We start from the raw sequence: 19,345 nt of genomic DNA on the forward strand, positions 1-19,345 counted from the left end.
TCAGGCCGCGGGACTGGGAGGCCGCCACGCGCGAGGGCCGCACCATCGCCCCGCTGATCACCCGGCTCAACGAGATCCGGCGGGCCCATCCCGCGCTGCACCGGCTCAGGAACCTCCGCTTCCACCGAACGGACAACGACTCCGTCATCGCCTACAGCAAGCGCACGGGCGAGGACACCGTGCTCGTCGTGGTCAACCTCGACCCGCACCACACCCAGGAGGCCACCGTCTCCCTGCACCTGCCGCACCTCGGCCGAAGCCAGGGCGCGGCCCTGTCCGTGCACGACGAGCTGACAGGCCGGACCTACGCCTGGGGCAGCGACAACTACGTACGCCTGGAGCCCGGCCGGACGCCGGCCCACGTGTTCCACGTCCGGTGACTCACAGCGCAGATCGGAGACTCCCGAGCGTCATGACCGTCAACTCCCCCGTCCCGGACACCTTCGAGGACACCCCGGCCAAGGACCGCGATCCCGACTGGTTCAAACGTGCCGTCTTCTACGAGGTCCTCGTCCGCTCCTTCCAGGACAGCAACGGCGACGGCGTCGGCGACCTCAAGGGCCTCACCGCCAAACTCGACTACCTCCAGTGGCTGGGCGTCGACTGCCTGTGGCTGCCGCCCTTCTTCAAGTCACCGCTGAAGGACGGCGGCTACGACGTCTCCGACTACACCTCGGTGCTCCCCGAGTTCGGCGACCTCGCCGACTTCGTGGAGTTCGCCGACGCCGCCCACCAGCGCGGCATGCGCGTCATCATCGACTTCGTCATGAACCACACCAGCGACCAGCACCCGTGGTTCCAGGAATCCCGGACCGATCCCGACGGGCCGTACGGCGACTACTACATGTGGGCCGACGACGACAAACAGTACGCCGACGCCCGGATCATCTTCGTCGACACCGAGGTCTCCAACTGGACGTACGATCCGGTGCGGGGGCAGTACTTCTTCCACCGCTTCTTCTCCCACCAGCCCGACCTCAACTACGAGAACCCGGCCGTCCAGGAGGAGATCCTGGCCGCCCTCCGCTTCTGGCTGGACCTGGGCATCGACGGCTTCCGGCTCGACGCGGTGCCCTACCTGTACGCCGAGGAGGGGACCAACTGCGAGAACCTCCCCGCCTCCCACGCCTTCCTCAAGCGGGTCCGCAAGGAGATCGACGCGCAGTACCCGGACACCGTGCTCCTGGCGGAGGCCAACCAGTGGCCCGAGGACGTCGTCGACTACTTCGGCGACTACGCCTCCGGCGGCGACGAGTGCCACATGGCGTTCCACTTCCCCGTCATGCCCCGCATCTTCATGGCGGTGCGCCGCGAGTCCCGCTACCCGGTGTCCGAGATCCTCGCCAAGACACCCGCCATCCCGACGAACTGCCAGTGGGGCATCTTCCTGCGCAACCACGACGAGCTGACCCTGGAGATGGTCACCGACGAGGAGCGCGACTACATGTACGCGGAGTACGCCAAGGACCCGCGCATGCGCGCCAACATCGGCATCCGCCGCCGGCTCGCGCCCCTCCTGGACAACGACCGCAACCAGATCGAACTCTTCACCGCCCTGCTGCTCTCCCTGCCCGGCTCGCCGATCCTCTACTACGGCGACGAGATCGGCATGGGCGACAACATCTGGCTCGGCGACCGCGACGCGGTGCGCACCCCCATGCAGTGGACACCGGACCGCAACGCAGGTTTTTCGTCCTGCGACCCCGGCCGGCTCTTTCTGCCGACCATCATGGATCCCGTCCACGGCTACCAGGTCACCAACGTCGAGGCGTCGATGGAGTCGCCCTCCTCGCTGCTCCACTGGACCCGCCGCATGATCGAGATCCGCAAGCAGAACCACGCCTTCGGCCTCGGCACCTACACCGAACTGTCCTCCTCCAACCCGGCCGTCCTCGCCTTCCTGCGCGAGTACGAGGACGACCTGGTCCTGTGCGTCCACAACTTCTCCCGCTTCGCCCAGCCCACCGAGCTGGACCTGCGTCGCTTCGACGGCCGCCACCCGGTCGAACTGTTCGGCGGGGTCCGCTTCCCCGCGATCGGTGAACTGCCCTACCTGCTCACCCTCGCGGGACACGGTTTCTACTGGTTCCGGCTCGCCCGAGCCGCATCCCGCGTCGGCCGGCGCCTGTGAGCGTGCGCCGAGGGAAGGACGCGTCACCATGCAGAAGACCGCACCTCTGAGCCCAGGCAGTGTCGTCGGCGTCCGCTCCACCGGGACGCTCGGGGCGCTGCTGCGCGACTGGCTGCCCCGGCAGCGCTGGTTCGCGGGCAAGGACCGGCCCCTCAACGACCTGCGTCTGCTGTCCATGACGGAGCTGTATCCGGGCTGTCTGCATCTGCTGGTGCAGACCGGCCAGTCGGGCGTGCCCTCACCGGGCGGCACTCCCCCGCCCGGTGACTGCTACCAGCTGCTCCTCGGCATCCAGGAGCATCTGTCGCCCCGGCTGGGCCGGGCCCTGATCGGCAGGGTCGAGGAGGGGCCGCTGGCCGGACTCACCGTGCACGACGCGTTGCAGGACCCTCGGTCGGCGCATCTGCTGCTGGAGCGCATGCGCCATCCGGGGCCGCTGGGCCCGCTGTCCTTCGAGTCCGACCCGTCGGTCCACGTGCCGGCCGGGCTGGCGCCCCGGCTGCTGGAGGCCGAGCAGTCGAACACGTCTCTGGTGTACGGCGACGCGTTCATCCTGAAGGTGTTCCGGCGCATCCAGCCCGGGGTGAACCCGGACCTGGAGGTGCCGGTCGCGCTGGCCGCGCAGGGGTGCGGCCGGGTGCCGGCCCCCGTCGCCTGGTACCGCACGACGCATCCGCAGGAGGCGACGCTCGGTGTCCTCCAGCCGTTCCTGCCCGACGCCTCCGACGGCTGGACGCTGGCCCTGGACGCCCTGGCCCGCGGGGAGGACTTCACCCCGCAGGCCCACGCGCTGGGCGGGGCCACCGCCGAGGTGCACCTCGCGCTGGCCGCGGCCTTCCCCGCCGGACCGCTCGGCGACAACGCCCGGACGGCGGCCGGGATGACCGAGCGGCTGGAGGCCGCCGCCCACCACGTACCGGCACTGCGCCCCTACGTATCCGGGCTCACCACCGCCTTCGGCGCGCTCGCGGCCTGCGACCCGGGCCCTCCGGCCCAGCGCATCCACGGCGACCTGCACCTGGGGCAGGTGCTGCACGCCGGACGCGAGTGGTTCGTCATCGACTTCGAGGGCGAACCGTCCCGGCCGCTGGCCGAGCGGCGCAGCGCGCACTCCCCGGTCCGCGACATCGCGGGCATGCTGCGCTCGTTCGACTACGCCGCCAGGCAGCGCCGTCCCTGGCGTCCCGAGTGGGCCCGCCGCTGCCGGGAGGCGTTCTGCGCCGGTTACGCGGAGCGGGCCGGCTGGGACCCCCGCAAGAAGCACGCCCTGCTGCGTGCCTACGAAACCGACCGTGCCGTGTACGAGGTGCTGTACGAGGCGCGGCACCGTCCCGACTGGCTACCCGTACCCATGGCGGCGATCGAACGACTCGCCGTCCGAGGAGGCTGACCGATGGCTCTGCGTGACACATCTCTGCCCGAGCCGGCCGGCCCCCGCCCGCCGGTGGCGCCCGCGCTCGACCCCGCCGACCGGGGCCGCCTGCTGGCGGGCGCGCACCACGACCCGCACGCCGTGCTGGGCGCGCACCCGGTGTCCGGCGGTGTCCTTTTCCGGGCCCTGCGCCCCTTCGCGCGCTCGGTCGCCGTGCTGGTGGACGGCCGACGCACCCCGCTGGTCTCGGAGGGCGACGGTCTCTTCGCCGCGGTCCTGCCGCTGGCCGCGGTCCCGGCGTACACGCTGCTGGTGGCGTACGACGGCGACGAGAGCGAGGTGCACGATCCCTACCGGTTCCTGCCGGCACTGGGCGATCTCGATCTGCACCTCATCCGGGAGGGCCGGCACGAGCAGCTGTGGAAGGCGCTCGGCGCCGAGCCGATGACCCACCAGGGCGTGACCGGCACCCGGTTCACGGTGTGGGCGCCGAACGCCCAGGGGGTACGGCTCGCCGCGGACTTCACGTACTGGGACGGCACCGCGTTCCCGATGCGTTCCCTCGGCTCGTCCGGGGTGTGGGAGCTGTTCCTGCCCGGGGTCGGCGAGGGCACCCGGTACAAGTTCGAGATCACCTCGCGCCACGGCGACCGCTTCCTCAAGGCCGACCCGATGGCCCGCTGTGCGGAGGTCCCGCCGGACACCGCGTCGATCGTGCACGCCTCGCACTACGAGTGGGACGACGCCGAGTGGATGGCGCACCGGGGGGACGTGCCGGTGCATGTCGCGCCGTTCTCGGTGTACGAGGTGCATCTGCCCTCCTGGCGGCCGGGACTGACGTTCCGCCAGCTCGCCGATGTGCTTCCGGCGTACGTCAGCGATCTCGGTTTCACCCATGTGGAGTTCATGCCGGTCGCCCAGCACCCGTTCTCCGGTTCCTGGGGCTACCAGATCACCGGCTTCTACGCCCCGGCCGCCCGGCTCGGCACGCCCGACGACTTCAAGTACCTGGTCGACGCGCTCCACCGGGCCGGGATCGGCGTCATCGTGGACTGGGTGCCGGCGCACTTCCCCAAGGACGACTGGGCGCTGGCCCGCTTCGACGGGGATCCGCTGTACGAGCCCGGGAACGCCCAGCGGGCCGAGCATCCGGACTGGGGGACGTTCGAGTTCGACTTCGGGCGCACCGAGGTGCGCAACTTCCTCGTCGCCAACGCGGTGTACTGGTGCGAGGAGTTCCACGTCGACGGGCTCCGGGTGGACGCCGTCGCCTCCATGCTCTACCTCGACTACTCGCGGGACTCCGGGCAGTGGACGCCGAACGTGTTCGGCGGCCGGGAGGACCTGGACGCCAAGGCGTTCCTCCAGGAGATGAACGCGACGGTCTACCGCCGTAACCCGGGCGTCGTGACCATCGCCGAGGAGTCCACCGCCTGGGAGGGGGTGACCCGGCCGACCGAGAGCGGCGGCCTCGGGTTCGGGCTGAAGTGGAACATGGGATGGATGCACGACTCGCTGGAGTACATCGCCAAGGAGCCGGTGCACCGCAAGTACCACCACCACGAGATGACCTTCTCCATGGTGTACGCCTACAGCGAGAACTACGTCCTGCCCATCTCGCACGACGAGGTCGTGCACGGCAAGCAGGCGCTGGTGTCGAAGATGCCCGGCGACTGGTGGCAGCGGCGCGCCAACCACCGGGCCTACCTCGCCTTCATGTGGGCCCACCCGGGCAAGCAACTCCTTTTCATGGGGCAGGAGTTCGCCCAGGGCGCGGAGTGGTCCGAGGAACACGGCCCCGAGTGGTGGCTGCTCGACGAGGGCTACGGTCCCGAGGCCGACCACCGCGGCGTACGGGACCTGGTGCGCGACCTCAACACGCGCTACCGGGCGACGCCGGCGCTGTGGCAGCGGGACACCGACCCGGGCGGCTTTTCCTGGGTGCTCTGCGACGCGGCCGAGGACAACGTCTTCGCGTTCCTGCGCTACGACGCCGAGGGCGTCCCCCTCCTCGCGGTCAGCAACTTCTCCCCCGTCGTCCGGCACGACTACCGGATGGCCGTACCTGACGACGTGCCCGTCTGGTACGAGACCCTCAACACCGACGACATGCGGTACGGCGGCAGCGACGTGCGGCTGCTCGACGGGGTCAAGCCGGAGAACGGGGAGATCACCCTCACCCTGCCGCCGCTCGCCACGGTCTGGCTGACGCCCACGTCGGTGTGAACCGGTGCCGACGGGGCAGTCGGGTGCGTACCAACTGCCGGAGGAGGGCTGCATCACGTGCGCACCGTCGGAGTGGAGGAGGAACTCCTCCTGGTCGACCCGGAGACCGGAGAACCGCAGGCTCGATCCGCCGCGGTGCTCGCCCGCGCCGCACGGGACCGGGCGGAGCCGCAGGTCTTCGAGAAGGAACTGCACGACCAGATGCTGGAGTTCGCCACCCATCCGCAGTCGGGCATGGACGAACTCGCCGAGGAGATCGTCCGCATACGCGGGGAGGCGGCCCGGCACGCCGGGGAGATCGGGTGCACGGTGGCGGCGCTGGCGACGTCGCCGCTGCCGGTGCGCCCCTCCGTCGGCATGAACCGGCGCTACCAGTGGATGGCGGAGCAGTACGGCATCGCCACCCGTGAGCAGCTCGTCTGCGGCTGCCACGTCCATGTGTCGGTGGAGTCGGACGAGGAGGGCGTCGCGGTCGTGGACCGGGTCCGGCCGTGGCTGTCGGTGCTGTCGGCGCTGAGCGCCAACTCACCGTTCTGGCAGGGCAAGGAGACGGGGTACAGCAGCTACCGCAGCCGGGTGTGGCAGCGCTGGCCGTCGGCCGGTCCGACCGAGCTGTTCGGTTCGGCGGAGCGCTACCACCGGCGGGTGGCGGACATGGTGGCCTCCGGCACGATCCTCGACGAGGCGATGGTCTACTTCGACGCACGGCTGTCGGCGCGCTATCCGACGGTCGAGATCCGGGTCGCGGACGTCTGTCTGCACGCGGACACTGCCGTGCTGGTGGCCACGTTGGTGCGCGCCCTCGTCGAGACGGCGGCCCGCGAGTGGAAGGCGGGTGTCGAGCCGGTCGACCACAGTGTGAGCCTGCTGCGGCTGGCCGACTGGCGGGCGGCCAAGTCCGGGCTGACCGCGGATCTGCTGCACCCGGCGACCATGCGGCACGCGCCCGCCGAGGCGGTGGTGCGGGCCCTGGTCGATCACGTGGCGGAGGCGCTGGCCGAAAGCGGCGACCTGGAGCGGGTCCGGACGGGCTGCGACGGACTGCTGCGGCACGGCAACGGGGCGATCGTGCAACGGGAGGTGTGGGAGCACACGGGCAGCCTGCGCGAGGTCGTCACCGCCTGCGTGCGGCACACACAGAGCTGACAGGCCTCGCGCCGCGCCGGTCCCCCGGGGTCAGAGGATGAGGACGAGGGCGTAGGCCAGGAAGAAGGCCGCGACCAGCACGGCGAGGACGAGGATCAGGGTGAGGGGGCCCTTGGCCCAGCCCTTGGGGGGATTGTGGGTCTCCTGGGGGCCGGCCTCGGGCATGCTGCTCTCCGCGGGCGGGGTCTCGCCGGGCGGTACGCCGCCGCCCGGTTCCAGTCCAGTGGTGCGGTCGGGGTCGGGGTCGGGGTTGATGTGAGTCATGTTCTCCGAGTCCCCCGAACGGAAGCGTTCACCAACAGTGCGCAGCCGAGATCATCAACGCGGAATAGTTATCTGTTCCCGGCCACACGGCGGTCCTGCCTGGGCTACATTCGACCACCGTCGATAACTGTCCTCATCGGCCAAGTCACACCCCGTACCTGTCAGGAGCAGCGCATGCGCGACGTCGCCTTCGCTCCCCCAGCCGCCTCGCCCCTGACCGGAGGGCTCGCCGACAGCATTTTCGAGACGGCCGCACGCACTCCGACCCTGCCGGTGCTGGCGCGCCGGTCCGCTTCCTCCGGTCCGTGGGAGGAGGTGACGGCCGTGGAGCTGCGCGACGAGGTCGTGGATCTGGCCAAGGGCCTGATCGCGTCGGGGATCGCGCCGGGCCACCGGGTGGCGGTCATGGCGCGCACCCGCTACGAGTGGACGGTGCTCAGCTACGCCCTCTGGACGGTGGGCGCCGAGGTCGTACCCGTCTATCCGACGTCCTCCCGCGACCAGGTCGAGTGGATCCTGCGGGACGCGCGCTGCGTGGGCGTGGTCGTCGAGGACGAACAGAGCGTCATGACGGTGGGCTCGGTGTGCGCGACCCTGCCGGCCCTGCGGCACGTCTGGCAGCTCGACGCGGGGGCGTTCGAGGAACTCGCGCGGCGCGGTGAGGTGATCCCGCAGACCACCGTGGACTCCCTGCGCCGGATCGTGCTGCCGGACAGCACCGCGGTGATCGCGTACACCTCGGGCACCTCGGGACGGCCCCTGGGCTGCGCGCTCACCCACCGCAGTCTGGCCTCGCCCTGCGACACCCTGCTGGCCGGCTGGGGGAGCACCGCGGCGCCGCCCGGTCAGCAGCCGTCGGTCCTCGCCTTCCTGCCGTTCTCACATGTGTACGGGCTGATGATCCAGGGGTTGTGCCTGCGCGGCGGCATCCTGATGGGGCACGAACCCGACCTGAGCGCGGAGGCTATCGCCGAGGCGCTGCGGACCTTCCGCCCGACCTATCTGTACGGTGTCCCGTCGGTCTTCGAGAAGATCTACAAGAACTTCCTGCGCGCGGCCCAGGAGGCGGGCCGCGGCGCGCTGTTCGAGCGGGCCGCCGAGACCGCCCGGGACTTCGCGGCGGCCGTCGAGCGGCAGCGGCTCGGGCGCGGCTCGGGCCCCGGCTTCGACCTGCGGCTCCAGCACGCCCTGTTCGAACGGACGGTGTACCGCAGACTCCGCGCCACCCTCGGCGGCCGCGTGCACCGCGGAACATCGGGCGGCTCACCGCTCCACCCCGACCTGTCCCTCTTCTACGAGGGCATCGGCATCTACGTCCACGACGGCTACGGCCTGACGGAGACCAGCGGCGGCATCACCATGCAGCCGTACGGCCGGGAGAAGACGGGGACCGTCGGGCAGGCCCTGCCCGGCATCGAGATCCAGGTGGCCGACGACGGGGAGATCCTGGTCCGCGGCCCGTCGCTGTTCCAGGGCTACGTCAACGACGACGCCTCCACCCGGGCCACCCTGTGGGGCGGCTGGCTGGCCACCGGGGACCTCGGCCACCTGGACCACGACGGCTATCTGACCATCACCGGCCGCAAGAAGGACGTGATCATCACCAGCGGCGGCAAGAGCGTGGCCCCGACCGCGCTGGAGCAGCGGCTGCGGCTGCACCCGCTCGTCCATCAGGCGGTGGTCGTGGGAGACAACCGGCCCTGTGTGGGCGCGCTGATCACGCTGGACCCGGAGTTCCTGGCGCACTGGCGGCGCAACCTGCCGTCGATGCACGGGGGCGACAGCTCCAGCCGGGAGGTGCGGGAGGAGAACGCCCTGCAGGAGGAGATCGGGCGGGCGGTCGCCACGGCCAACAGTTCGGTGTCCCGCTCGGAGTCGATCCGGGTCTTCCGGGTGCTGTCGGAGCCGTTCAACCAGGCCAACGGATTGCTGACGCCGTCGATGAAGCTGCGCCGCGACTCGATCGTGCGGCACTACGCGGCCGAGATCGAGGCCATGTACCAGGCCCGTGCGCGGGTGCCGCGGGAGAGTGCCGTGCCCGAGGTGCTGAGCTGGGACGACTCGGACGACGTGTTCCGCTGACCGGCAGCGGATCGCGGGCACGCCGGGTGGGTGCCCGGTCGCCCCGCGTGGCCGGGCGCGGCCGCCGGGTGCGGGGTGCGTAGGCCGCTCCGGCCAGGGAACCCTGTGGAGTGGCGACGACAGAGCCGCACGAGAAAGGACGACGGTCCGGCGACAGAGGGCCGCACGACGACATGGCGACCGAGCCCCGTGGTAACGACACACCGGCCTCCTGGACGGTTCCGAGCCGCACCGCCCGTTTCGCGGGTGAACCGCAGGACGTGACGGGTGCGCGACTGGCCGCGGAGGAGTTCCTTCGCGCGCTGGCCCGCGCGACCCCGCCCACAGCGCCCGAGTGCTGGCACGACATCGTGCTGATCGTCACCGAGCTGGCCTCCAACGCGGTCCAGTACGCGCCGGGCCCTTTCGTTCTGCATCTGCGCCCCACCTTCGACGGGGTGCATGTGACGCTGCACGACACCAACCCGACGGCGCCGGCCCCCCGGCCCTTCCATCCCGACGCGGGGGGCGGCGGTATCGGCTGGCATCTGATCCACACGCTGTGCAGCCAGGTGAGCGTGGTGTCCGCGGACGAGGGAAAGGACGTGCACGTCTTTCTCCCGTGGTGAGCCGTGAAGGCTTCTCCCGTGGTGAGCCGTGAAGCTGCGAGCCGCGAGGGTGCCGTTCGCCTGCCGGGGTCAGGAGGCCCCGCCGCCGTCGGTCCTGACCGGCACGAAGACGCTGATCGTCGTCCCGCCCGAGGGGCGGGGGCCGATGCGGATGTCGCGGACCAGCCCGATGATCAGCGGCCAGCCGTAGCCGCTGCCGCGGTGGCCGGCGGGGAAGGCGCCGGGGCCGTACGCCGCGTCGGGGACGACGGCGCTGTGGTCGTGGACCACCGGCCGGATGCCGTCGGCGGCCGGTGACGCCTCGAAGCCGGCCAGGCCGCCGCCGTGCCGGACGGCGTGGGCGACCAGCTCCGAGACGACGAGCAGCAGGTCGATGACGTCCCGCTCCACGGCCGGCCGGGCCGTCGCGTCCCAGCAGACGTCCACCACCGCGCGGACGTCGCGCACCGGCGGCGGTCGTCACCCGGGCGGAGCCCGCTCGGGCGGGCGCGAGTCCCTCTCCCCTCACGGCATGGTCACCGCTGTGGTCACGCGGTCGTGGTCCCGCGCGGGGTGAGCCGCCGGTAGTAGTCGGCGACGGCTGTCAGATAGGCGGGGTCCATGGTCTCGCTGTCGGTCCGGAAGCGGGGCGCCTCCTTCACCTCGTCCACCGTGCAGGAGAGGGATATCCGCCGGCCGGTCCCGTCGACGGACGTGACGACGCCCGCCGGGACGACGGCGCTTCTGCCGAACAGCCAGACGCCCGTGTCGACGACCAGGTGCCACATCCCGTGGTGGCCGTCCTCGCGTTCGACGTGCCCCAGGTTGCCGTCGGCCCCGATCACCCCGTACCCCGTGAGGTCCTGCCCCTCGGCATGCCCGCTGTCCGCCGGATAGGACCAGATTCTGTCGATGGTCACGCTGCTCCCTTCTCGGGTTCCCCAGCACCTGATACCCGGCCGCCGCGCCCGCATTCGGGGTGCTCCGTGCCGTCCCGGCCCCTGGCTCGTTCACGTCACCGCAAGGCAGTGGCGCGTCCCTGGCGGCATGAGTCGGGGAAGCGGGGGCAGACGGACTGCGTCATCGAACGGCTCGACGAACCCCGGCAGTTCGGCGGGCCCCGACGAACGGAGTGAACGCGATGAAGGCCGTGACGGCACAGGAACGAACGGCCACAGCAGGGCAGGCCACCGACGACCTGCGGGGAGGGGTCCCGATCGTCGAGGTGCCCACCGCGGTCAGTCCGCGGGACGCGCGGGAGCTGTCCCGCCCCTTCTTCGACCGGCTCGCCGTCCTCGAGGAGGGCACGCACGAGCACCAGTACGTGCGCAACACGCTGATCGAGATGAACCTCTCGCTGGTGCGGTACGCGGCCTCCCGGTTCCGCGGCCGGGGCGACTCCATGGAGGACATCGTCCAGGTCGGGACGATCGGGCTGATCAAGGCGATCGACCGGTTCGAACTGGCCCGTGAGGTCGAGTTCACCTCGTTCGCCGTGCCGTACATCGTGGGCGAGATCAAGCGGTTCTTCCGGGACACCAGCTGGGCGGTCCACGTGCCCCGCCGGCTGCAGGAGGCGCGGGTCGAACTGGCCCGCGCGACCGACGAGTTGCAGACCCGGCTGGGCCGGATGCCCACCACGCGGGAGCTGTCGCAGCTGATGTCGCTGTCGGAGGAGGAGGTCATCGAGGCGCGCAAGGCCTCCAACTGCTACACCTCCGCCTCGCTCGACGCGGCCCTCACCTCCGACGGCGGACCGGACGGCGAGTCGGTGCTGGCCGACTTCATCGGCGCGGAGGAGCCGGCCCTCGAACTCGTGGAGGACTTCAACTCCTTGGCGCCCCTCATCGCGCAACTGGACGCGCGCGAGCGGCGGATCCTGCATCTGCGGTTCGTCGAGGAGCGCACGCAGGCCGAGATCGGCAGGGAGCTGGGCATCTCGCAGATGCATGTCTCACGGCTCATCAGCCGCATGGTGGCGCGGCTGCGGCTCGGCCTGCTGGGCGCCGAGGTCGCCTGAAGGGCCGTTAGCCGGTCCCTTTTTGTGCCGCGGGTCCGCCGGGACGACCCGCGGCGGTTCGCGCGGCCCCGCGTGCATGTCCGGACGGTTCCGGGGTATCCGCCGGGGCGCGGCGCGAGGCAGGGATCCGCGGGTGGGAGGAGAGGCGCACGGGCCGGGGCCGGTGCGCCGCCCGGGCCCCCCGCGTCCCGGTCACGCGGCGCGGTCGCCCGCCGGAGCAGAGAGCCCGGACCGTCAGTTTTCGGAGGTATTCGTGTCCATCGCCCACAACCCGCTGTCCGTGGAGGTCACCCTGCCCCGCGAGGACGTGGCCCTGGTCACGGTCGAGGGTCATCTGGACCTCGACACCGCGACGGAGTTCCAGGCCCATCTGGCCAACCAGCTCCATCACGGCCGCCGGCACTTCCTGCTGGACCTGTCGGGGGTGCCGTTCATGGACTCGTCCGGGATGAACATCATCCTGCGCGTGTACCAGGAGGCGCGGGAGCTGCCCGGCAGCGTGCACGTGATCGATCCGACGCCGGCCGTGCGCCGGGTCCTCGACCTCACCGGGGTCAGCATCACGGTCCCGATCTCGGACAAGGTGGACGACGCCCTGGCGCTGATCGACCGCCCGCAGGCGTCGCCCGAGGCGCCGTAGGCCCGTACGGGCGTCGGCCGCATCTCCCGCACATCGCGCCGCGCGCGCACCGTCGGGGATGCGGCCGACGGCCGTACGACAGTTGTCATTTGACAACTGTGTGGGGTGGGCAAGAGAGTGAGCGGGGCGGTTGGCGGGCGTCGTGCGGGTGTCGCGGTGCAGGTCGGACCGCCACGGAGGTCGAACGCCGTCCCACCGGCCGGGGCCCGGTGCACGGCGCCAGGACGCAGATGAGGAGTGAAGCAGTGCCTGAGCACGAAGCGGCCGCACCGCAGGCGAGCCCGACGGACGAGGTCGGGGCCTTCCTGAACCGCCGCCGCGAGCAGATCGCCCAGCGCTGGGCCGACGAACCCCTGTTCCGCGCCGTGTTCACCGTCTCGCGCGACGAGGCGGTGGAGGCGGGCCGCAGCGTCGTCGACGCCCTCGCCCAGGTCGCCGCCTCCGGACGGGTGGAGGACTCCGACAGCGCCGGATTCACCGTCGTACGCGAGCAGTTGGCACGCATGACGGCCGCCCGCTCCCGCTCCGGGATGTCCACCGCGCAGGTGTCCGGCGAGGTGGACGCCCTGCGGGCGCCCGTGGTGAACCTGCTCGTCGCCGACCTGCCCGACGCCCCGGCGGACCGGCTGCGGGAGTCCACCGAGGCCCTGACCGTCCTGATGGGCACCCTGCGGCTGGTCGTCATGGAGACCGCGCTGACGGAGGTCCAGTCCCTCATCGACCGGCAGCAGATGCAGCTGCTGGAGGTCGCCACGCCGATCATCAGGCTCTGGGACGGCATCGTCGCCGTACCGCTCATCGGCACCCTCGACAGCGCACGCAGCCAGGTCGTGATGGAGACCCTGCTGGAAGCGGTCGTCGACCAGCAGGCCCGGTACGCGATCCTCGACATCACCGGCGTGCCGACGGTCGACTCGCTGGTCGCGCAGCACCTCATGAAGACCGTCGCGGCGGTACGGCTGATGGGCGCGGAGTGTGTCGTCTCGGGCATCCGGCCCGCGATCGCGCAGACCATCGTGCACCTCGGCCTCGACCTCGGCACCGTCGTCACCCGGGCCGGTCTCGCCGACGCCCTGGCGTACGCCCTGCACGGGCTGGGCGCCGACATCGTGCACGCGACGCCCGGCGGTGCGGGTCACCGGTGAACCACGACCTCTCCCGCGCCGGCGGGGCCCCCGTGCCGGTGCTCAGACTGGGCGACGTCCTGCTCGTCACCCTCCAGGGGGACCTGCACGACGGCACGGCCGAGCAGCTCCGGCAGGACATCGTGGCGGCGATCGCCGGCAGTCGCGTGACCGGCGTGGTCATCGACATCTCCGGGGTGGAGATCGTCGACTCCTTCCTGGGGCGGGTGCTGGCCGAGATCGCGGCCAACGCCCGGCTGCTGGCCGCGCAGACCGTGGTGGCCGGCATGCGGCCCGCGGTCGCGCTCACCCTGGTGGAACTGGGCCTCACCCTGCCGGGCCTGCGGACCGCGCTGAGCACCGGGGCGGCTCTGGAGCTGCTCGGGCGGGTGGACGTCACGGCGACGGACGGCCCGCGCCGGGAGCCCCGGTGAGCGGGACGGCCGCGGGCGTCGAGGCCCGCCTGCCGATCCGCTCCGATCTGGACCTGGTGTGGGTACGGCAGCATGTGCGGCAGGCCGCCGCCACGCTCGGCTTCGGCCTGGTGGAACAGACCAAGCTGGTCACGGCCGCCAGCGAACTGGCCCGCAACACCCTGGTGTACGGCGGGGGCGGCGAGCTGCGGGCGGTGCCGCTCACCGACGGACGGGCCCAGGGGCTGCGGCTGGTGTTCTCCGACTCCGGGCCCGGCATCCCCGACGTCGAGCAGGCGCTGCGCGACGGCTACACCTCCGGCGGCGGCCTCGGCATGGGCCTCGGCGGCGCCCGGCGGCTCGTGCAAGAGTTCGCCATCGACAGCACGCCCGGTGCCGGTACGACGGTGACCGTGACCTCCTGGGCGGCCCGGACGCCCCGGCCGCGCGAGGAACCCTGATGCCCCGGGTGTGGGACGTGCCGGTGCACGACTCGACGCGGGTGCGGGACGCGCGCGTGGCCGCGGAGGAGGCCGCGGCCCTCGTCGGCCTCGACGAGGAGCGTACGGCGGCCGCCGCGCTGGTGGCGACGGAGCTGGCCACCAACCTCCTCAAGCACGCCCGCGGCGGGCAGCTCCTCGTCGACATGGTCCCGCCGCCCGCCGGACGGGGCGGGGTCGTCGTGCAGATAGCGGCCGTCGACCACGGCCCGGGCATGGCCGACGTGCCGGCCGCCTTCGGCGACGGATTCTCCACGGCGGGCTCCCTCGGCGCCGGCCTGGGAACCTGCCGACGGGTCTGCGACGGCTTCGACCTGCACAGCGTCCCCGGCCACGGCACGGTCGCGCTGGCCCGGCTCGGCGCCGCCGCGCGGACCGACCCCCGCGATCCGGCGCCCGCGCGGGCCGGCGGCGTCAACATCCCCTTCGCCCGCGCCCAGTACTCGGGGGACGCCTGGACCTGGGTGCGGGCCGGCGACCTGCTGACCCTGATGCTCGCCGACGGACTCGGCCACGGCCCGGAGGCGGCCCGCGCCTCCGCGGCGGCCGTCGACGAGGTGCACCGCAGCGCCCAGCTTCCGCCCGCCGAGATCCTGCACCGCCTGGACGTCGCACTGCGCGGCACCAGAGGCGCCGCGGTCGCGGTGGCCCAGCTCGACGTACGGTCCGAGCGGCTGCGGTTCGCCGGCATCGGCAACGTGGGCGCGCGGCTGCGCGAGGGCGACTCCTGGCGCCATCTGCTCTCCCGGCCCGGCATCGTGGGCGTGCACCGCCCGACGAGGCTGCCGGAGACCGTGGCGCCGTGGGCGGCCGACCGTCTGCTGGTCCTGCACAGCGACGGCCTGCCCAGCCGCTGGGCACCGCCCGCCGGTCCCCGGCCGGCGACGGCCGACCCCGCGGTGACCGCGGCGGTGACCGTGCGCGACACCAGCAGTTCCGCCCGCCCGGTGCGTGACGACACCGCCGTGGCCGTCCTGTCCCCGACCCCGCCGGACCGCCCATGACGCGCACCTGGGAGATCACCACCGTCACCGACGCGGCGCGCGCCCGCATCGCCGCCGCGCGGCTGGCCGCCGCCTGCGGTGTCGTGCCGCTGGAGCGGACCCGGCTGGCGACCGCGCTCAGCGAGCGGCTGCGCCAGTGTCTGACCAAGGGCGGCGGCTGGCGGCTGCTCCTGGAGACCGGCGGCGGCCTGCTGCGCGTCGAGGTCGCCCCGCTCCCCGCGACCGCGGAGCCGCCGTGGCATCTCGCCGTGCCCTGCCCCGAGCCGGCCGGTCCTCCGTCGTGCGCCGGGGTGGCGGACGACACCGGTGTCCTGGCGGAGGCCCTGCTGGGCGCCGACGAGGACACCGCCCTGGTGCTGGACCGGCTCGCCGAGCAGCAGGAGCTGGTCGACTTCCACCGCGAGGAGCTGCACCAGACCAATCAGGGCGTCCTGGCGCTGCACGCCGAGCTGGACGCAGCCGGACGCGCCCAGCGCGAGGCGTTCGCGGCGGAACGCGCGGCCCGCCAGGAGGCGGAGAGCGCCCGGCGCAGACTGACCTTCCTCGCCGACGCCAGCGCGGTGCTGACGGCGTCCCTCAACCACGAGGAGATCGTGCGCCGGCTGCCCGAGCTGCTGGTGCCCGAGTACGCGCGCACGATCGACATCTGGCTGTTCGACTCCGAGGACGACCCGCAGTCGCCCGCCCCGCGCCCGGCCGCCGCGGTGGTCGCCGCCCGGACCGGCCGCCCCCAGTACGCCGCCGCCCACCCCGGGGGGCTGCCCGGCGTCGACGACCAGCCGCCGTCGGCGCTGCATCCCGACCGGCCGCTGCTGTGCGTCCCGCTGCCGACGCGCCGCGCGCCGCTGGGCGTGCTGACGCTGACCCCGCCGGGTGAGCGCTGGGACCCGGACGACGCCGTCATGCTGATCGAGCTGACCCGGCGGGCCAGCATCGCGCTCGACAACGCGCGCCGCTTCGAGCACAACCGGGACATCGCCGAGACGCTCCAGCGCGCCCTGCTGACCGAGCTGCCCACCACGCCCGGCCTGCGCCTGGCGGCCCGCTATCTGCCGGCGACGTACGGGCTGAACATCGGCGGGGACTGGTACGACGCGTTCCGGCAGCCCGACGGCAGCCTGATCACCGTCATCGGCGACGTGACCGGGCACGGCCTGCACGCGGCCGTCATGATGAGCCAACTGCGCACCGCGCTCCGGGCGTACGCGGTCGACGGCGGCAGCCCCGGCGTGCTGCTGACCCGGCTGCACACCTTCCTCCACCACCTCCAGCCCGATCTGTACGCCACCGCCGTCATCGCCCGCTTCCAGCCCGGCGAGCCGGTGCTGACCTGGGCGGCGGCCGGGCATCCGCCGCCGGTGCTGCGCGACCCGGACGGCCGGGTGCGCACGCTGGACGCCAAGCCGGGGGCCATGCTGGGCATCCCGCTGCACCAGGAGATCACCGACCACACGGTGCCCCTGGTGCCCGGCTCGACGCTGGCGCTGTACACCGACGGCCTGGTGGAGCGGCGCGCTCAGGGCATAGACCCGGGCATCGAACGGCTCGCGGCGTCGCTCGGCTCGTTCGGCACCGGTGAACTGGACGCGGATCTCGACGGCGCGGCCGAGCGCATCCTGGACCCGATGCTGAGCGATTCCGAACGCGACGACGACGTCTGTCTGCTGCTGTGCCATATCGACAGCACGGCGGTGCGGGCCGGCTAGACAGGGCCTGGTGCGGTCGCCCGCGGCCCGTCACGCCTCGGGCGCCGTCGGCCGGTGGTGGGCGCCGCGCGCCTGGTGGAAGCCGGACAGGCCCTGTTCCAGGGCGGTGCGCTGGGCCGGCGTCATGTCGTGAAGGACCGTCGCCAGGCGGTGGACGCGCCGCTCGGTGACGTCCGTGAGGACGCGGTGTCCGCGGGAGGTCAGCACGAGCTGCACCTCGCGCCGGTTGCGCGGCTGGACGCTGCGTTCCAGCAGGCCGGCCGCCTCCAGCCGGTCACAGAGGCGGCTCGCGGTGGGCAGGCCCACGCCGAGCCGCTCGGCCAGGGCGGTCAGGTTCAGCTCCGGGGTGTGCCGCACCGTCCGCAGGGCGAGCAGCTGCCGGGCGGGCAGCCGCGGCGTGGCCTCCTCGGCCGTCGCGAGCCAGTCGGCCACGAGGCTCTCCACCGCGTCGACGACCCGCCCGGCCTGTGCCACCCGGCTCTCCCACCGGCCGTCGTCGGAGCCTTCCGCGCACTCCACACCCACTGCCCTCCGGCCACCGCACTTGTCATGTACGTCGGGCCTACCCGAAGGACAGGGGCGTACACGGGCCGTTGTACGGGTAGCACGGGGCCTCAGGAGAAACGTTCGTCTGCATGCTCCGTCCGGCTGGCGCAACCGCTCCGGTCGCGGTGGGATCGACGGTGTGCGAAAAGGCCGCCCGGCGGGCACCCGCACCACGTCGAGGCAGACCGCCCGGAGCCGCAGAAAGGGATGGACATCGTGACACGACCCAGGATCCTGGTGGTGGGAGCGGGCTTCGCGGGAGTGGGGTGCGTTCGACGGCTGGAACGCCGGCTCACCACCGCGGAGGCCGACGTCACCCTGGTGACACCGTTCGCCTACCAGCTCTATCTGCCGCTGCTTCCGCAGGTCGCCTCCGGGGTGCTGACGCCCCAGTCGATCGCGCTGTCCCTGCGCCGCAGCAAGAAGTACCGCACCCGGATCATCCCGGGCGGCGCCATCGGCGTGGACCTGGCATCCAAGGTCTGCGTCATCCGCACCATCACCGACGAGATCGTGAACGAGCCGTACGACTACATCGTGCTCGCTCCCGGCAGCGTCACCCGCACCTTCGACATCCCCGGGCTGACCGACAACGCCTTCGGCATGAAGACGCTCGCGGAGGCGGCCTACATCCGCGATCACGTCATCACCCAGCTCGACCTCGCCGACGCCAGCAACGACCCCGCCGAGCGGGCGGCCCGCCTCCAGTTCGTGGTCGTCGGCGGCGGCTACGCCGGCACCGAGACCGCGGCCTGCCTCCAGTTGCTCACCCACAACGCGGTCAAACGCTATCCCCGGCTCGACCCGGGCCTGATCAAGTGGCACCTGATCGACATCGCCCCGAAGCTGATGCCGGAACTGGGCGACAAGCTCGGCCGCAGCGCCCAGGACGTGCTGCGCAAGCGGGGCATCGAGGTGTCGCTGGGGGTGTCCATCGCCAAGGCCGGACCACAGGAGGTCACCTTCACCGACGGCCGGGTGGTGCCGACCCACACGCTGATCTGGACGGCCGGTGTCGTGGCGAGTCCGCTGATCGCCACGCTCGGCGCCCCGACGGTCCGCGGACGGCTCTCCGTCAGCTCGCACATGGACCTGCCCGGCCACGACGGCGTGTTCGCGCTCGGCGACGCCGCCGCCGTCCCCGACGAGGCCAAGGGCGAGGAGGGCGCCATCTGCCCGCCGACCGCCCAGCACGCGATGCGTCAGGCCAAGGTGGCCGCCGACAACGTCATCGCGCACCTGCGCGGCCGGTCGATGCGGCCGTACGCGCACAAGGATCTGGGGCTGGTCGTCGATCTCGGCGGCACCGACGCCGTGTCCAAGCCGCTCGGCATCGAACTGCGCGGGCTGCCCGCGCAGGCGGTGGCCCGCGGGTACCACTGGGCGGCGTTGCGCACGGGCGTGGCCAAGGCGCGCGTGCTGACGAACTGGACGCTCAACGCGGTCGCGGGCGACGATTTCGTCCGCACCGGCTTCCAGGCCAGGCGGCCCGCCAAGCTGAAGGACTTCGAGTACACCGACACCTATCTGACGCCCGAGCAGGTACGGGCGCAGGTGGAGGGCGGACGCCCCGAGGCCGGCTGA

The 19,345-nt window shown here is 72.3% G+C and carries 19 protein-coding genes; 15 read left to right on the forward strand and 4 right to left on the reverse strand.

Annotated elements, in window-relative coordinates:
- The 5 genes from P1P75_RS09505 to P1P75_RS09525 all read left to right on the forward strand — a co-directional run.
- Positions 1-380, forward strand: a 380-nt coding sequence (locus P1P75_RS09505) for an alpha-glucosidase C-terminal domain-containing protein (protein ID WP_319253497.1), incomplete at its 5' end; no start/stop codon positions are given.
- A gap of 32 nt (positions 381-412) precedes the next feature.
- Positions 413-2,131, forward strand: a complete 1,719-nt coding sequence (gene treS / locus P1P75_RS09510) for a maltose alpha-D-glucosyltransferase (RefSeq protein WP_319253499.1) — start codon at positions 413-415, stop codon at positions 2,129-2,131.
- A gap of 28 nt (positions 2,132-2,159) precedes the next feature.
- Positions 2,160-3,521, forward strand: coding sequence for a maltokinase (locus P1P75_RS09515; RefSeq protein WP_319253501.1), 1,362 nt, complete (start codon positions 2,160-2,162; stop codon positions 3,519-3,521).
- Between the two features lie 3 nt (positions 3,522-3,524).
- A complete protein-coding gene (gene glgB / locus P1P75_RS09520; protein WP_319253502.1) occupies positions 3,525-5,729 on the forward strand; it encodes a 1,4-alpha-glucan branching enzyme in 2,205 nt (734 codons plus the stop codon).
- Between the two features lie 57 nt (positions 5,730-5,786).
- Positions 5,787-6,875, forward strand: coding sequence for a glutamate--cysteine ligase (locus P1P75_RS09525; RefSeq protein ID WP_319253504.1), 1,089 nt, complete (start codon positions 5,787-5,789; stop codon positions 6,873-6,875).
- A 30-nt stretch (positions 6,876-6,905) separates the two neighbouring features.
- On the opposite strand, the gene P1P75_RS09530 is transcribed toward P1P75_RS09525, so the two are convergent.
- Positions 6,906-7,139: a DUF6480 family protein gene (locus P1P75_RS09530; protein WP_319253506.1), complete on the reverse strand. Its 234-nt coding sequence runs from the start codon at positions 7,137-7,139 to the stop codon at positions 6,906-6,908.
- A 174-nt stretch (positions 7,140-7,313) separates the two neighbouring features.
- Here P1P75_RS09530 and P1P75_RS09535 point away from each other — a divergent pair, with 174 nt between their 5' ends.
- Both P1P75_RS09535 and P1P75_RS09540 read left to right on the forward strand, forming a co-directional pair.
- Complete coding sequence (locus tag P1P75_RS09535) at positions 7,314-9,221, forward strand: AMP-dependent synthetase/ligase (protein ID WP_319253508.1); 1,908 nt, start codon at positions 7,314-7,316, stop codon at positions 9,219-9,221.
- A gap of 173 nt (positions 9,222-9,394) precedes the next feature.
- Positions 9,395-9,829, forward strand: a complete 435-nt coding sequence (locus P1P75_RS09540) for an ATP-binding protein (protein ID WP_319253510.1) — start codon at positions 9,395-9,397, stop codon at positions 9,827-9,829.
- A gap of 69 nt (positions 9,830-9,898) precedes the next feature.
- Here the strand turns inward: P1P75_RS09540 and P1P75_RS09545 are convergent, their stop codons facing one another.
- Both P1P75_RS09545 and P1P75_RS09550 read right to left on the reverse strand, forming a co-directional pair.
- On the reverse strand, positions 9,899-10,276 hold the full coding sequence (locus tag P1P75_RS09545) for an ATP-binding protein (RefSeq protein WP_319253512.1): 378 nt from the start codon (positions 10,274-10,276) through the stop codon (positions 9,899-9,901).
- Positions 10,277-10,356: 80 nt separating this feature from the next.
- Positions 10,357-10,728 (reverse strand): PRC-barrel domain containing protein, encoded by a 372-nt coding sequence (locus P1P75_RS09550; protein WP_319253514.1) that lies wholly within the window; start codon positions 10,726-10,728, stop codon positions 10,357-10,359.
- A 221-nt stretch (positions 10,729-10,949) separates the two neighbouring features.
- On the opposite strand from P1P75_RS09550, the gene P1P75_RS09555 reads away from it, so the two are divergent.
- From P1P75_RS09555 to P1P75_RS09585, 7 genes are all read left to right on the forward strand, one after another.
- A complete protein-coding gene (locus tag P1P75_RS09555) occupies positions 10,950-11,828 on the forward strand; it encodes an RNA polymerase sigma factor SigF (RefSeq protein WP_319253516.1) in 879 nt (292 codons plus the stop codon).
- Between the two features lie 253 nt (positions 11,829-12,081).
- On the forward strand, positions 12,082-12,468 hold the full coding sequence (locus P1P75_RS09560; protein WP_319253518.1) for an STAS domain-containing protein: 387 nt from the start codon (positions 12,082-12,084) through the stop codon (positions 12,466-12,468).
- 245 nt (positions 12,469-12,713) lie between these two features.
- Positions 12,714-13,613, forward strand: coding sequence for an STAS domain-containing protein (locus P1P75_RS09565; protein ID WP_319253520.1), 900 nt, complete (start codon positions 12,714-12,716; stop codon positions 13,611-13,613).
- Entirely contained in the window at positions 13,610-14,026 is a 417-nt protein-coding gene (locus P1P75_RS09570) for an STAS domain-containing protein (protein WP_319253522.1), read from the forward strand. The genes P1P75_RS09565 and P1P75_RS09570 overlap by 4 nt, the downstream gene beginning before the upstream one ends.
- Positions 14,023-14,466: an anti-sigma regulatory factor gene (locus P1P75_RS09575; RefSeq protein WP_319253524.1), complete on the forward strand. Its 444-nt coding sequence runs from the start codon at positions 14,023-14,025 to the stop codon at positions 14,464-14,466. The genes P1P75_RS09570 and P1P75_RS09575 overlap by 4 nt, the downstream gene beginning before the upstream one ends.
- Positions 14,466-15,509, forward strand: coding sequence for an ATP-binding SpoIIE family protein phosphatase (locus tag P1P75_RS09580; protein ID WP_319253526.1), 1,044 nt, complete (start codon positions 14,466-14,468; stop codon positions 15,507-15,509). Before P1P75_RS09575 ends, P1P75_RS09580 begins: the two co-directional genes overlap by 1 nt.
- Positions 15,506-17,215, forward strand: a complete 1,710-nt coding sequence (locus P1P75_RS09585; RefSeq protein ID WP_319253529.1) for a SpoIIE family protein phosphatase — start codon at positions 15,506-15,508, stop codon at positions 17,213-17,215. Before P1P75_RS09580 ends, P1P75_RS09585 begins: the two co-directional genes overlap by 4 nt.
- 30 nt (positions 17,216-17,245) lie before the next feature.
- Here P1P75_RS09585 and P1P75_RS09590 read toward each other — a convergent pair whose 3' ends face one another.
- A complete protein-coding gene (locus tag P1P75_RS09590) occupies positions 17,246-17,734 on the reverse strand; it encodes a MarR family transcriptional regulator (protein WP_319253530.1) in 489 nt (162 codons plus the stop codon).
- 234 nt (positions 17,735-17,968) lie between these two features.
- Between P1P75_RS09590 and P1P75_RS09595 the strand changes: the two genes are divergently transcribed.
- The gene (locus tag P1P75_RS09595) at positions 17,969-19,345 is read left to right on the forward strand and encodes an NAD(P)/FAD-dependent oxidoreductase (RefSeq protein ID WP_319253532.1); all 1,377 of its coding nucleotides are present in this window, start codon (positions 17,969-17,971) and stop codon (positions 19,343-19,345) included.

The sequence above is a fragment of the Streptomyces sp. ID05-39B genome (assembly GCF_033794725.1).
Lineage (GTDB): Bacteria > Actinomycetota > Actinomycetes > Streptomycetales > Streptomycetaceae > Streptomyces > Streptomyces bobili.